Raw genomic sequence first — 12,947 nt, 5'->3', positions numbered from 1 at the left:
CGATGCAGAACTCAGAGCAGGGCCGTGCACGCAAGCGGCGCTTCCAAGAACGCCTCCACGTCCTCCACGACACTGCACTGCATCGCAAGCTCAAGGAACACCTGCCGGCGGCGTTCAATGACCGCTGGACGCGCCGTCACTGGATCCATGCCAGCCTGTTCGCGACGATCGGCGCGATGGTGGCGACGATCGTGCCGGGCTTTTCCAATGCCATCGATGCGCCGCTTTCCAGCCATGCCACCTTGGCACTGCCGCTGCCGCCGCTGGTACCCAGCCGCAAGGCACTGGGGCCGGGCACCGACTGGGAGATCCTCAAGGTCAAGTCCGGGCAGACGCTGAGCACCCTGTTCGGGGAGCTGGGCATCCCCACAACGGTGATGTACCAGGTGCTGGCGCATCCGGGGACCAAGGAGGCGCTGACCAAGCTGCGCCCCGGCACGGAAATCGCCTTCGACATGCCCACCCCCGGTGAGTTGCGGGCGCTGCGCTTCGATCGCGATGACAGTCACCGGGTGGAGCTGCGTCTGCTGGGCGACAGCGTGCGCGAGAACGTCACCGAGCGGGCGACCAGCACCCGCACGGTGGTGGCCAGCGGTGAGATCACCAGCTCGTTGTATGCCTCGGCCAGCAAATCCGGGCTCTCCCCGGCGGCGGTCGCGGTGATGACCGACGATATCTTCAAGTACGACATCGATTTCGATAAGGATCTGCAGCCGGGCGACCGCTTCAGCGTGGTGATGGACGAGACCTGGCGCGAAGGCGAGCGGATCAGCACCGGCGACATCCTGGCGGCCACCTTCACCACCGGCGGCAAGACCTATACCGGCTTCCGCTTCGAGCGCGCGGGCAAGCCGGCGGAATATTTCGACATCACCGGGCGCCCGCTGAAGAAGAGCTTCATCCGCATGCCGGTGGCCTATAGCCGGATCAGCTCGACCTTTGGCGCACGCAAGCACCCGGTGCTGGGCACGATGCGCATGCACAAGGGCGTGGACTACGCGGCCGCTTCCGGTACGCCGATCATGGCGGCGGGCGATGCGCGGGTGGTGTTTGTGGGCACCCAGCGCGGCTATGGCAACGTGGTGATCCTGGACCACGGCAAGAACTACAGCACGCTGTACGGCCATATGTCGCGGTTTGGCAAGGTCAAGGCCGGTCAGCGCATCAACCAGGGTACGGTGATCGGGTATGTCGGCATGACCGGCTTGGCGACCGGGCCGCATCTGCATTATGAATTCCGCGTCGGCGGGCAGCAGCGCAACCCGATGTCGGTGACGATGCCGCCACCGGAGCCGCTGCAGGGCGCCGAGCTCGCAGCCTTCCGCGCGCAGACCGCGCCGGCGATGGCACGTATCGAAGGCATGGAGAAGTTGATCTACGCCGACGCCGGCAAGCCTGCCAAGGGCAAGCCGCGCGGCTGAGGGCGGCCTGCCCTGATGGCCGATTGATCAGCGCTCGCGGCGCGCTTTAGCTCCCGCGAGCGCGGTTGCCCAGCCGCAGACGGTGGTGCACGGCGGCCAGCACCTGGCCGCCAGACCCGAACCACCGCGCTTCGACCAACGCCCGGTTGACGGCCCTGCCCTCGCTGCACAAGCTGCCTGACCGCTCCGCACCTGGCTCCGGCATGTCTGCTCCGACACACACGCACTCCCCGCTCTATCTCGGCTTGATGTCAGGCACCAGTGCCGACGGCATCGATGCGGCGTTGGTGCGCTTCGACGACGCTAGCCACCGCCGCTGCGAACTGGTCGCTGGCATCACGGTGGGCTGGGAGCCACAGTTGCGCGAAGCGTTGGTCGCGCTCGGCCAGGGCGCCGAGCAGATGGCGATCGACCGCTTGGGCCGCCTGGACGCGCAGGTCGGGCTGGCCTTTGCAGATGCGGCCAATCAGCTGATTGCCGAGGCCGGCGTGGCGCGCGAGCAGATCCGCGCGATCGGCTCGCACGGGCAGACCATCCGCCACCGGCCACAGGCCGACCCGGCCTTTACCTGGCAGATCGGCGACGCCAGCCGGATCGCCGAACACACAGGCATTACCACGGCGGCCGATTTCCGCCGGCGCGATGTGGCGGCTGGCGGCCAGGGTGCGCCGCTGATGCCGGCCTTCCACCTGGCGATGCTGGGTGCCAGCGACGAAGACCGTGCGGTGCTCAACCTGGGCGGCATCGGCAACCTGACGCTGATCCCGCGCGACGGCGCGGTGCGGGGATTTGACACCGGCCCCGCCAATGCCTTGCTCGATAGCTGGTGCCAGCAGCACCGAGGCACGCCGTTCGACGCCGACGGCGCGTTTGCAGCCAGCGGCAAGGTAGATGCAGCGTTGCTACACGCGCTGTTGGCCGACCCGTGGTTCGCACTGCCGCCGCCCAAGAGCACCGGCCGTGAGCAATTTCACCTGGCGTGGGCACTGCAGGCCATGGGCGCCGCGACGCTGCGCCCGGCCGATGTGCAGGCCACCTTGCTGGAATTGACGGCGGCCACGGTGGCCGATGCGTTGCTGTGCCACCAGCCGACAACGCGCCGCGTGCTGGTCTGCGGCGGCGGCGTGCGCAACCCGGTGCTGCTGGCGCGGCTGGCCGCGCGCCTGCCCGGCGTGGTGGTGGAGTCCAGCGCGCGCCATGGGCTGGATCCGGATTACCTGGAGGCGATGGGCTTTGCCTGGCTGGCCGCCGAGCTCCTGGCCGGACGGCCGGCCAATCTGCCATCGGTGACTGGTGCGGCGGGGCCGCGGCTGCTGGGAGCGATTTATCCGGCCTGAGGGCCGTGCAGCCGGAATTAGCGTCGTGAGCCGGTGCAGCTGGGCGCGATACCGGTCTACTCGTCGAACACCTAGCTGGATAGCTATGGCGGGACAGCACTAGCCACAGATTGCAGATATGCAGTCGCACCGCTTGCTGCTGATGCAGATGCGAGCAAGCAGCAATCTGGTCGCGCGCCTGGACGGTGTCCTCGCACTCAGCTCTCGCAGAAAAAAGCGTAGTTAAAGCAGCGTCCGCCTGCTATCAGGGGGTGTTGCCCGCCGGCAGCGCCTTGAGCGCGGCAATGGCTTCGGCCAGCGCATCGACTTCCGGGTGTTGCAGGCCGCCGGTGACTTCGTACTCGCTGGCGAACAGGCCTTGTTCGAGCAGATGCATGACCGTCTGGTGCTGGGTCCAGCCCCGTGCGACGGAAATGCGGCGGATCCGGTCCACCAGCACCGGATCGATATCACGCAACACCAGATCGGTCATGCCCTTCCTCGTGCAATGCCCTGCCCCGCCGGCATCATCGGCAACCTTGGCAGCGGTTTCAATCCGGCCGCCGGTCATGGGCCTGCAAGCGCGGCCATAGCCAGGCGAGCAGTGCCAGGGTGGGCACGACGGTCAGCGCGCTCAGGATGAAGAAGGTGCTGTAGGAGGTGGCCTCCACCAGAAAGCCGGAGACACCGCCGGCGAACTTGCCCGGCAGGTTGGCCAGCGAGACCAGCAACGCGTACTGGGTGGCGGTGAAATTGCGATTGGTCAGCGACGACATGAAGGCCACCAGCACGGTGCCGGCAAATCCCTGGAACAGGTTGTCGGCGCTGAGCGCGGCGTAGAACGCCCACAGCTTGCCGGGGTTCTGCGCCATCAGCAGAAAGGCCAGGTTGGACAGCGCCACACCCAGCGCGGCAACCAGCAGCATGCGCCGGAAGCCGAATGCCGCCACCGCCGCACCGCCGGCAAACGCGCCAACAATGCCCATCCAGACACCGAACAACTTGGACACGGTGGCGATGTCGGCCTTGGTATAGCCCGAATCCAGATAGAACGGCCCTGCCATCACGCCGATCACCTGGTCGGGAAATTTGAACAGGCCCACAAACGCCAGCAACATCAGGCCCAGCGCCAGCCCATTGCCCGAGAAAAAGCTGGAGATGGGCTGCCAGAATGCGCCCACCACATCGATGCGGCGCACCACCGTGAGCTCTGGCCGCTCCGGTTCGCGGCACACCAAGGTGGTGATGATCGGCAACAGCATCAGCCCCGCCATGGCCAGATACGCCCAGGTCCAGTTGAGGTATTCGGCCATGTACAGCGCGCCGGCGCCGCCAAGGATCAGCCCGATGCGGTAGCCCAGCGTGTAGGTTGCCGCCAGCGCGGCCTGCGCGGTATCGGGTGCGATTTCAATGCGGTAGGCATCCACCACCGAGTCCTGGGTGGCGCCCCAGAACGAGGCAAACAGGACCCACGCGACCAGGCCGGTGACGCTCATGTCCGGACGCGAGAACGCCAGCGCGAACAAGCCGATGCTGACGCCCACTTGCGAGACCAGCAGCCACGAGCGGCGGCGGCCCAGGAACGCCGTGATCGGAAACGCGTAGCGGTCGAGCAGCGGCGCCCACAGAAACTTCAACAGGTAGAAGAAGCTGGCCAGGCTGATCAGGCCAATGCTGCCCAGATCCAGGCCCACATCACGCAGGCGCGTGGATAGCGTCTGCGAGGCGATCAGCAGAAACGGCAGCCCGCTGCCGAACCCGAGCAGCGCCATGGTGGCGGCCGACGGGGTTGCGAAAGCGCGCTGGATGCCGCTCAGGCCTTTGTACGTGGATGCGGGCGGGGTCATAACGGCGTCCGGTGGAAGTGATGGGAAGCGCGACGGCCGCCATTGTCGCCGCTCACTGCACGGACCGAACTGCCGAAGACGAACCTTCGCCTCGAATGGAACGCGCGGCGGTCGCCTTCACCGCGCTGCTGCAACTGGGACGGCATGCGGCTTATCCGACCTGCCTTCTAGGAGCCGCCGTCCGGGCGATCCACCGCAGCCCGGCGATGCCGCTGCAGCGGTAACCGCCGCGCGAGGCGGCACCACGCCATGGCCGCCACTGGGTCACGGCGCGTAATCCACGATGTACGGCGCATGGTCGGAAAAGCGCTGCTCGCGGTAGATCGAACAGGCCTGCACCTTGTCGCGCAGCCCGGGGGTGACCAGTTGGTAATCGATGCGCCATCCCACGTTGTTGGCGCGGGCAGCGCCGCGGTTGCTCCACCAGGTGTAGTCCTCGCCCTGCGGATGCAGCACGCGGTAGCTGTCCACCCAGGCGCGCCCGTTGCTGGCATCGGCCTCGTCCAGCAGGTCGGCACACAGGCCGTTGAGCCAGTCGCGCTCGGGCGGCAGGCAGCCGGAGTTCTTCTGGTTGGACTTCCAGTTCTTGATGTCCAGCGCCGAGCGCACGATGTTCCAGTCGCCGCACAGCACGTACTGCCGGCCGCTGGCCAGCCACTCGTCCAGGATCGGGCGCAGCCATTCCATGACCTGGAACTTGTAGCCCTGCCGCAACTCGCCCGAGGAGCCGGACGGGATATAGAACGACACCACGCTGAGGTTGCCGAAGCGGGCCTCGATGTAGCGGCCTTCTTCGTCGAACTCCGGCCAACCGAGCGCGGTGCGCACCTCGTCGGGTTCACGCTTGGCGTAGATCGCCACGCCGCTGTAGCCCTTCTTGGTGCTGGCATCGCGAAACCAGGCCTTGTAGCCGGCGGGCAGGAATTCCGGCCCGGCCAGCTGATGTTCCTGCGCCTTGGTCTCCTGGATGCACAGCACATCCGCGTCCTGGGTGGCGAACCACTCGAAGAACCCCTTACTGGCGGCCGACCGCAGGCCATTGGCGTTGAAACTGATGATGCGCATAAGAGCTGGGAATGGGGAGTCGGGAATGGGGAATCGTAAAGCCTACCCCAGCGCCGCCAGGAAGGCTGCCGCGCTGCGATGCGTTTACCATTCCCGACTCCCTATTCCCCATTCCCGCCCCATGACCGACCACCGCACCCGTTTCCTGCAGCTGGCCCTGGATGCCGATGCCTTGCGCTTTGGCGAGTTCACGCTCAAGTCCGGCCGGCTCAGCCCGTATTTCTTCAATGCGGGGCGCTTCGATTCGGGCGCAAAGACCGCCAAGCTGGCGCAGTGCTACGCCGATGCGATCGATGCGGCGGGGGTGGAGTTCGACCTGCTGTTCGGGCCGGCCTACAAAGGCATCCCGCTGGCGACGGCGTTGGCCTGCGCCTATGCCGGGCGGGGCCGCGACCTGCCGCTGGCGTTCAACCGCAAGGAAGCCAAGGACCATGGCGAAGGCGGCACGCTGATCGGGGCGCCGCTGCAGGGCCGCAAGGTGCTGATCGTCGATGACGTGATCACCGCCGGCACCGCGATCCGCGAGGCCTTGGGCATCATCCGCGCCGCTGGCGGCACGCCGTCGGGCATCGTGGTGGCGTTGGACCGGCAGGAGATCGCCTCCGAGCAGGACCGCCGTTCGGCTGCGCAGGCGGTGGCGGCCGAGGCCGGCATTCCAGTGATCGCGGTGGCCAACCTCGCCGACCTGCTTGCATTCGCGGCAGGAAACGCCGACCTTGTGGGCTTCCGGGAACCGCTGCTGGCCTATCGTGGCCGCTACGGAACCGACACCACGGGCTGATAGCAGGCGACAGGGGGCTGCGCTGATGCCGATACACACACGTTTGGCGTTACTGGCCGCCGTTGCGGCCGCCGTGGTGGCCGCACCCGGCGTTGCGCAGGACAAGCCGGCTGCAAAGAAACTCTATTGCTGGAACCAGAACGGCGCCCGGGTCTGCAGCGATACGCTGCCGCCGGAGGCGGTGAACCAGGCGCGCGACGAATTCAACGTCAAGAGCGGCATGCGCAGCGCCGAGGTGCAGCGCGCGATGAGCAGCGACGAGCGCGCCGCCGCTGCGGCCAGCGAGCAACAACGCCAGGCCGACCTGGCCGCCGAACAGATGCGCAAGCGCACCGACCAGGCAATGCTGATGTCGTACCAGAGCGAGGACGACCTGCGCCGGGTGTTCAACGAGCGCATTGCCATTGTCGACAACAACATCCACACCGCGCGCTTCAACGTGACCAGCCTGCGCGAAGGCCTGGCCAGCATGCTGCGTGCCGCCGGTGACCGCGAGCTGGCCGGCCAGGCGGTGGCCGACAAGCTGGCCGGCGATATCCAGCAGCGCCATCGCGAGCTGATGGCGCAGTTGCGCCTGCAGGGCAGTTTCGAGCAGCAGCGCACCGCGCTGGACGGCGAAATCACCGACATCCTGCAGCGCTACCGAGCCATGAAGGGCGCGCAGGACACCGCCACGCCGGCAGGCTGAGCCAGCCAGACGCCGCCCGCAGGGGTGACGCAGCGCCGTCGGGGCGCATTTCCCGATCCGGCGCCCAGCCCGCATAATGGCCGGTCTTACTCCTTGCCCACGAGGCTCTCCCGCATGGCCCGGATCATCGCCATTGCCAACCAGAAAGGCGGCGTCGGCAAGACCACGACCGCGGTCAATCTGGCGGCCGGCCTGGCGCGCGCGCCCAAGCGTGTGTTGCTGGTGGATCTGGACTCGCAGGGCAACGCCACGATGGGAAGCGGCATCGACAAGCGCGAGGTCGCCGCCTCCACCTGCGACCTGCTGCTGGGCGAAAACACCGCCGCCGAGATCCGGGTCACCGCGCCGGAAGGCTTCGACCTGCTGCCGGGCAACATCGACCTGACCGCCGCCGAGATCCAGCTGATGGACCAGGGTGAGCGCGAACAGCGGCTCAAGCGCGCGTTGGCGCCGATCCGCGACGAATACGACTTCATCCTGATCGATTGCCCTCCGGCGTTGTCGCTGCTGACGCTCAACGCGCTGACCGCGGCAGATTCGATCATCGTGCCGATGCAGTGCGAGTACTACGCGCTGGAGGGGCTGACCGCGCTGCTGGAAACCATCGAAGCGCTGCGCGCCAACCTCAATCCGGCGCTGGAGATCGAAGGCGTGCTGCGCACGATGTTCGACATCCGCAACAACCTGGCCAACGCGGTGTCGGCCGAGCTGACCGAGCATTTTGGCGACAAGGTGTTCCGCACCATCGTGCCGCGCAACGTGCGCCTGGCCGAGGCGCCCAGCCATGGCCAGAGCATCGTGGGCTACGACCGCACCTCGCGCGGCGGGGTGGCCTACCTGGGCCTGGCCGGCGAGATCGTGCGCCGCCAGAACGACCGCAACAAGGCCGTCCGGCCCATGGAGACCGTCTGATGAGCAAGCCGACCCCTGCCAAGAAGCGTGGACTGGGCCGCGGCCTGGAAGCGCTGCTGGGACCCAAGGGCGCGGCAGCCGCAGCGGCACCGGCCGGCGCCGACGAAAGCACTCTGCAGCCCGGCGATACCTTGCGCCAGTTGCCGGTCACCCAGCTGCAGCCGGGCAAGTACCAGCCGCGCCGGGAGATGGACGAGGTCAAGCTGGCCGAGCTGGCGGAGTCGATCAAGGCGCAGGGCGTGATCCAGCCGATCGTGGCGCGCGAACTGGCGCCGGGGCAGTTCGAGATCGTCGCCGGCGAACGCCGTTGGCGCGCCTCGCAGCTGGCCGGGCTGACCGAAGTGCCGGTGGTGGTGCGCGAGCTCGACGACCGCACCGTCATCGCGATGGCGCTGATCGAGAACATCCAGCGCGAAGACCTCAACCCGCTGGAAGAAGCCCAGGCGCTGCAGCGGTTGATCGACGAATTCTCGCTGACGCATGCCGAGGCCGCCGAAGCGGTGGGCCGTTCGCGCGCGTCGGTATCCAACCTGCTGCGCCTGCTGGAATTGCCGGTGGCCATCCGCGTGCTGCTGGAAACCCGCCGCCTGGAAATGGGCCACGCGCGTGCGTTGCTCACCCTGGCGCCGGAACTGGCCAGCAAGCTGGCGCAGGAAGCGGCCGACCAGGGCTGGTCGGTGCGCGAAGTGGAACACCGCGCGCAGCAGTTCGCCGCCGGCAAGGTGCCGGGCTCGCTGCGCAAGGGCAAACCGGCCGCGGTTGCGCCGCAGGCCGATATCGCCTCGCTGGAAACCGAACTGTCCGAGTCGCTGGGCACCAAGGTGGTGTTCAACCACGGCCGCGGCGGCAAGGGCAAGCTGGTGATTCATTACACCGACCTGGACACCCTGGACGGCGTGCTGGAACGCTTGCGCGCCCGCACGGGGTGACGCGGCCAGCGCAGGAGGATCAGCGATGCATCCCGCCAAAGTGGACCGCGCGCATCTGCTGCGCCTGACCGACCTGCCGAATGTGGGGCCGGCCTGCGAAAAGGACCTGCAACAGATTGGCATCCGCATGCCGGCGCAGCTGCACGGCCGCGATGCCTACGATATGTACGCCCAGCTCTGCCTGCGCACCGGCGTCACCCATGACCCGTGCGTGATCGATGTGTTCCTGTCACTGGTGCGCTTCATGCAGGGCGAGCCGGCACGCAATTGGTGGGATTTCAGCGCCGAGCGCAAGGCAACCCTGGCGGCCGAGCGCACGGATACGCGGGCAACCGCGCCGCTGCCGGGGCGCCGTGTCGCCAACACCAGCACTGGCACCGGCACTGGCGCCAGCAGCGACGACAAACACCGCCCATGAGCCACGCCGACGAGACGATCAGCCCATCCGGCAGCCCGATCCTGCATCACGCGCAGGCCAAGGGCTTCGAGCCGGCACGCGGCGAAGCATGCCTCGCGCAGATCAGCGCGCATATCGAGCAGCACCTGGGTCCGATTGCGAGTGTTTTCCACGAAATCCTCTCCGATACCGTGCATCTGGATGTGCACATCGTGCCGCCCAATGCGCACTCGCCGCATCTGCGCCTGGTCACCTCGGGCATGAGCGATCTGCCGATGACGCTGCCCGACGGGGTGGAGGCGCCGCGTTACATGGAGCTGATGCTGAGCCTGCCAGGCGATTGGCCGGTCGACCAGCGCGACTTCGACGACGAGCGCCACTACTGGCCCATCCGCCTGCTCAAGAACCTGGCGCGGCTGCCGCACAAGTTCGACACCTGGCTGGGTTTCGGCCATACCGTTCCCAATGGCAACCCGGCCGAGCCGTATGCGCCGGGTGTCGCCTTCGACGGCGCGATCGTGCTGCCGCCGGTGAGCACGCCGCAAGCATTTGCCCAGCTGCGCATCGATGCCGACAAGACCATCGCCTTCATGACGGCGGTGCCGTTGTATCCGGAAGAAATGGCGCTGAAGCTGAGCCACGGCAGCGATGCACTGCTGGATCGCCTCGATGCCGGCAACATTCGGGACGACATCGACCTGCGCCGCCGCAACGTGGCGAGGAAGCGCTTTTTCGGGCTGTTCTGAGCGCTGTTGTCTCCTTCCCTTTGACGTTTTCAGGACCCTTGCCATGACCATTCTCGTCACCGGCGCCGCCGGTTTCATCGGTGCCTACACCTGCCGCGCACTGGCTGCGCGCGGCGAGAACGTGGCGGGCCTGGACAACTACAACAGCTACTACGACCCGCAGCTCAAGCACGACCGCGTGGCCGCGCTGTGCCCGCAAATCGACATCCGCACGCTGGATCTCACCGACCGCGCAGGCCTGGCCGCGCTGTTCGACGAGATCCAGCCCACCCGCGTGGTGCACCTGGCTGCACAGGCCGGCGTGCGCTATTCGCTGGAAAATCCGCATGCCTATGTCGACAGCAACCTGGTCGGCTTCGTCAACGTGCTCGAGCTGTGCCGCCACCGCGGCGTGCAGCACCTGGTGTATGCGTCGAGCAGTTCGGTCTACGGCGATTCGGCCACCCCGCCGTTCTCCGAAGACCAGCGCGTGGACCAGCCACGCTCGCTGTATGCCGCGACCAAGGCGGCCAACGAGTTGATGGGCTACACCTATGCGCAGCTGTACGGCCTGCGCGCCACCGGGCTGCGCTTTTTCACCGTGTACGGGCCATGGGGCCGGCCGGACATGGCGCCACTGATCTTCAGCCGCGCGGTGTTGGCCGGGCGGCCGATCGAGGTGTTCAACCACGGCAAGATGCAGCGCGACTTCACCTTCGTGGCCGACATCGTGGCCGGCGTGCTGGGCGCGCTGGACACCCCCAGCACCGAGCCGGTGCCGCACCGCGTGTTCAACCTGGGCAACCACACCCCGGTGGAACTGGAATACTTCATCGACGTGATCGCCCAGGCGGCCGGCAGGCCAGCCGAGAAGGTCTACCGGCCGATGCAGCCAGGCGACATGGTGCGCACCATGGCCGACACTTCGCGGGCGCAGGCGGCATTCGGCTTCGATCCGGCCACGCCGGTCGAGCTCGGTCTGCCACAGGTGGTGGAGTGGTGCCACCGTTATTTCGCCTCGCGCGCCTGAGCTTCATGCCCGGCTCAGATGGTCAGGGCACAATGCGCGATCTTTTTTGCTCCGCCTGCATCCGGGCCACCACGATCCCATGAGCCAACCTCAGCTTTCCGTCGTCGTCCCCGTGTTCAATGAGCGCGACAACGTGGCGCCCCTGGTCGGCGAGATCGTGGCGGCGTTGCGCGGCGTGGTCGCCTTCGAGATCGTCTATGTCGACGACCACTCGCGCGATGACACGCTGGCGGTGTTGCAGGAGCTGAAAACCCGCACCCCCGAACTGCGCGTGCTGCACCACGTTACCCAGAGCGGGCAAAGCACGGCGGTGCGCAGCGGGATCAAGGCCGCGCGGGCGAGCTGGATCGCCACGCTCGATGGCGATGGCCAGAACGACCCGGCCGACATCCCCAAGCTGCTCATCGCGCGTGCCGAGGCCGAGCCGCAGGTGAAGCTGTTCGCCGGCTGGCGGGTCAACCGCCAGGATTCGGGCTCCAAGCGCTGGGCCAGCAAGTGGGCCAACGCGATCCGCTCGCGCATGCTGCAGGACAACACCCCCGATACCGGCTGCGGGATCAAACTGTTCGAGCGCGAGGCGTTCCTGGACCTGCCCTACTTCGACCACATGCACCGCTACCTGCCGGCGCTGATGCAGCGCGCCGGTTGGCGCACGGTGAGCGTGCCGGTGCATCACCGCCACCGCACCGCAGGCGTGTCCAAGTACAACAATCTCAACCGGGCGCTGGTGGGCATCCGCGACCTGCGCGGCGTGGCATGGCTGATCACCCGCAGCAAGCGCACCGCGGTGGAGGAGCGCTGATGGAGCTGCACTGGCTGGATCAACCGCTGACCTGGCTGTACTGGACCGGGCTGCACGTCACCGGCTGGAAGCTGATCGGCTATGTGGGCGCGCTGATGTTCGGCGGCCGCTGGCTGGTGCAGTTCGTGGCCTCCAAGCGCGCCGGCAAGCCGGTGATCCCGCGCATGTTCTGGTACATGAGCGTGGTCGGCAGCCTGATGACGCTGAGCTACTTCGTGTTCTCGGCCAAGCAGGACTCGGTGGGCGTGCTGCAGAACATGTTCCCGGCCTTTACCGCGTTCTACAGCCTGTACCTGGACATCAAGCACCGCGGCTGGAAGCGCGAGCGCGCCTCGCACTGAGTGCTGCACAGGTTTGCTGCGCCTGCTGACGCACCGCCAGCGCGCGCCTGAAACGGCGCCTCTTCGGACACTGCGCTGCCGGGTTTGCCTAATCGCGCGTGGGTGCCGCACCGATGCGCGGCGACGTTGCTGCCACGCAGGCTGTGGACATGCCCAGCGCCCAGCACCCGCCCGCTCTGCCTCTGCCGTCCAACGCTGCGCGGCATTGGCATCTACAGGTGCACACCCATCAGCAGGTAGCGTTGTTCGCTGACTGGCGCTGCGCACGCGCTGCAGCGGCGTGCCTGTCGCATAGCAGCCATTGGCATGGCACGCGATTGCTGTGCTGGGTGCTGCTGCCCGATCACTGGAGCGCGTTGTTGCAGGCGGATCAGCCGGCGCTGCTGCTGCACCGCGCCGGCAGCGCGTGCCAGGCGGCGGCAGAGGCGGTCAATCGCGCACGCGGACGCGGCGGTACGGTCTGGCAACCGCACCCCACCCTGACGCCGTTGGCTGCGCCCAACGACCATCGGCAATTCGCGCGTGCGCTGGTGGCCGCGCCGGTGCGCGCCGGGCTGGCCGCGCACGTGGGCGCCTACCCGTACTGGGATGCGGTCTGGCTGCCGCACGAGGCAGGTGGCATAGCGGTGCCAGGCATCACGGCGATGACGCGGCGGGCCGGGTGACTGTGCGGTGCAGATCAGCGCGGCGTGG

Annotated in this window: 14 protein-coding genes and 1 pseudogene; 12 read left to right on the top strand and 3 right to left on the bottom strand. The window is 67.4% G+C overall.

All coding sequences use genetic code 11. The features are described from left to right. Positions 1 to 2 precede the first annotated feature (2 nt). Complete coding sequence (locus tag ACCQ01_RS02100) at positions 3 to 1,421, top strand: M23 family metallopeptidase (RefSeq protein ID WP_014506310.1); 1,419 nt, start codon at positions 3 to 5, stop codon at positions 1,419 to 1,421. A gap of 203 nt (positions 1,422 to 1,624) precedes the next feature. Next, on the top strand, positions 1,625 to 2,758 hold the full coding sequence (locus ACCQ01_RS02095; RefSeq protein ID WP_115007579.1) for an anhydro-N-acetylmuramic acid kinase: 1,134 nt from the start codon (positions 1,625 to 1,627) through the stop codon (positions 2,756 to 2,758). A 244-nt stretch (positions 2,759 to 3,002) separates the two neighbouring features. Here ACCQ01_RS02095 and ACCQ01_RS02090 read toward each other — a convergent pair whose 3' ends face one another. The 3 genes from ACCQ01_RS02090 to ACCQ01_RS02080 form a co-directional block, all read right to left on the bottom strand. Next, complete coding sequence (locus ACCQ01_RS02090) at positions 3,003 to 3,230, bottom strand: hypothetical protein (protein WP_011038919.1); 228 nt, start codon at positions 3,228 to 3,230, stop codon at positions 3,003 to 3,005. Between the two features lie 58 nt (positions 3,231 to 3,288). After that, complete coding sequence (locus tag ACCQ01_RS02085) at positions 3,289 to 4,584, bottom strand: AmpG family muropeptide MFS transporter (RefSeq protein ID WP_223647350.1); 1,296 nt, start codon at positions 4,582 to 4,584, stop codon at positions 3,289 to 3,291. A 264-nt stretch (positions 4,585 to 4,848) separates the two neighbouring features. Continuing rightward, positions 4,849 to 5,649, bottom strand: coding sequence for an exodeoxyribonuclease III (locus ACCQ01_RS02080; RefSeq protein WP_228433123.1), 801 nt, complete (start codon positions 5,647 to 5,649; stop codon positions 4,849 to 4,851). A gap of 121 nt (positions 5,650 to 5,770) precedes the next feature. Here ACCQ01_RS02080 and pyrE point away from each other — a divergent pair, with 121 nt between their 5' ends. The 10 genes and pseudogenes from pyrE (at position 5,771) to ACCQ01_RS02030 (ending at position 12,919) form a co-directional block, all read left to right on the top strand. Beyond that, entirely contained in the window at positions 5,771 to 6,430 is a 660-nt protein-coding gene (pyrE, locus tag ACCQ01_RS02075; RefSeq protein ID WP_103700854.1) for an orotate phosphoribosyltransferase, read from the top strand. Positions 6,431 to 6,455: 25 nt separating this feature from the next. After that, positions 6,456 to 7,118: a hypothetical protein gene (locus tag ACCQ01_RS02070; protein ID WP_012439447.1), complete on the top strand. Its 663-nt coding sequence runs from the start codon at positions 6,456 to 6,458 to the stop codon at positions 7,116 to 7,118. 114 nt (positions 7,119 to 7,232) lie between these two features. Then, positions 7,233 to 8,030, top strand: coding sequence for a ParA family protein (locus ACCQ01_RS02065; protein ID WP_012439448.1), 798 nt, complete (start codon positions 7,233 to 7,235; stop codon positions 8,028 to 8,030). Further along, entirely contained in the window at positions 8,030 to 8,959 is a 930-nt protein-coding gene (locus tag ACCQ01_RS02060; protein WP_228433124.1) for a ParB/RepB/Spo0J family partition protein, read from the top strand. Before ACCQ01_RS02065 ends, ACCQ01_RS02060 begins: the two co-directional genes overlap by 1 nt. A 25-nt stretch (positions 8,960 to 8,984) precedes the next feature. After that, positions 8,985 to 9,272: pseudogene (locus ACCQ01_RS02055) on the top strand (helix-hairpin-helix domain-containing protein); the annotation flags it as partial. Between the two features lie 101 nt (positions 9,273 to 9,373). Further along, positions 9,374 to 10,102 (top strand): suppressor of fused domain protein, encoded by a 729-nt coding sequence (locus tag ACCQ01_RS02050; RefSeq protein WP_115573711.1) that lies wholly within the window; start codon positions 9,374 to 9,376, stop codon positions 10,100 to 10,102. A 43-nt stretch (positions 10,103 to 10,145) separates the two neighbouring features. Then, entirely contained in the window at positions 10,146 to 11,111 is a 966-nt protein-coding gene (locus tag ACCQ01_RS02045; protein ID WP_228433125.1) for an SDR family NAD(P)-dependent oxidoreductase, read from the top strand. Positions 11,112 to 11,190: 79 nt separating this feature from the next. Further along, entirely contained in the window at positions 11,191 to 11,913 is a 723-nt protein-coding gene (locus ACCQ01_RS02040; protein WP_228433126.1) for a glycosyltransferase family 2 protein, read from the top strand. Then, the gene (locus ACCQ01_RS02035) at positions 11,913 to 12,254 is read left to right on the top strand and encodes a lipid-A-disaccharide synthase N-terminal domain-containing protein (RefSeq protein WP_011038930.1); all 342 of its coding nucleotides are present in this window, start codon (positions 11,913 to 11,915) and stop codon (positions 12,252 to 12,254) included. The genes ACCQ01_RS02040 and ACCQ01_RS02035 overlap by 1 nt, the downstream gene beginning before the upstream one ends. A 218-nt stretch (positions 12,255 to 12,472) precedes the next feature. Beyond that, positions 12,473 to 12,919 (top strand): hypothetical protein, encoded by a 447-nt coding sequence (locus ACCQ01_RS02030; protein ID WP_323370333.1) that lies wholly within the window; start codon positions 12,473 to 12,475, stop codon positions 12,917 to 12,919. Positions 12,920 to 12,947 lie beyond the last annotated feature (28 nt).

Source organism: Xanthomonas sp. NCPPB 4037 (genome assembly GCF_041475695.2).
GTDB lineage: Bacteria > Pseudomonadota > Gammaproteobacteria > Xanthomonadales > Xanthomonadaceae > Xanthomonas > Xanthomonas campestris.
This window is presented reverse-complemented; position numbering and strand designations above follow the sequence as displayed.

What these genes read in the sequence shown, in the direction of transcription:
- ACCQ01_RS02100 (WP_014506310.1), top strand. Translation starts at nt 3, where the DNA reads ATGCAGAACTCAGAGCAGGGCCGTGCACGCAAGCGGCGCTTCCAAGAA.
- ACCQ01_RS02095 (WP_115007579.1), top strand. Translation starts at nt 1,625, where the DNA reads ATGTCTGCTCCGACACACACGCACTCCCCGCTCTATCTCGGCTTGATG.
- ACCQ01_RS02090 (WP_011038919.1), bottom strand. Translation starts at nt 3,230, where the DNA reads ATGACCGATCTGGTGTTGCGTGATATCGATCCGGTGCTGGTGGACCGG.
- ACCQ01_RS02085 (WP_223647350.1), bottom strand. Translation starts at nt 4,584, where the DNA reads ATGACCCCGCCCGCATCCACGTACAAAGGCCTGAGCGGCATCCAGCGC.
- ACCQ01_RS02080 (WP_228433123.1), bottom strand. Translation starts at nt 5,649, where the DNA reads ATGCGCATCATCAGTTTCAACGCCAATGGCCTGCGGTCGGCCGCCAGT.
- pyrE (WP_103700854.1), top strand. Translation starts at nt 5,771, where the DNA reads ATGACCGACCACCGCACCCGTTTCCTGCAGCTGGCCCTGGATGCCGAT.
- ACCQ01_RS02070 (WP_012439447.1), top strand. Translation starts at nt 6,456, where the DNA reads ATGCCGATACACACACGTTTGGCGTTACTGGCCGCCGTTGCGGCCGCC.
- ACCQ01_RS02065 (WP_012439448.1), top strand. Translation starts at nt 7,233, where the DNA reads ATGGCCCGGATCATCGCCATTGCCAACCAGAAAGGCGGCGTCGGCAAG.
- ACCQ01_RS02060 (WP_228433124.1), top strand. Translation starts at nt 8,030, where the DNA reads ATGAGCAAGCCGACCCCTGCCAAGAAGCGTGGACTGGGCCGCGGCCTG.
- ACCQ01_RS02050 (WP_115573711.1), top strand. Translation starts at nt 9,374, where the DNA reads ATGAGCCACGCCGACGAGACGATCAGCCCATCCGGCAGCCCGATCCTG.
- ACCQ01_RS02045 (WP_228433125.1), top strand. Translation starts at nt 10,146, where the DNA reads ATGACCATTCTCGTCACCGGCGCCGCCGGTTTCATCGGTGCCTACACC.
- ACCQ01_RS02040 (WP_228433126.1), top strand. Translation starts at nt 11,191, where the DNA reads ATGAGCCAACCTCAGCTTTCCGTCGTCGTCCCCGTGTTCAATGAGCGC.
- ACCQ01_RS02035 (WP_011038930.1), top strand. Translation starts at nt 11,913, where the DNA reads ATGGAGCTGCACTGGCTGGATCAACCGCTGACCTGGCTGTACTGGACC.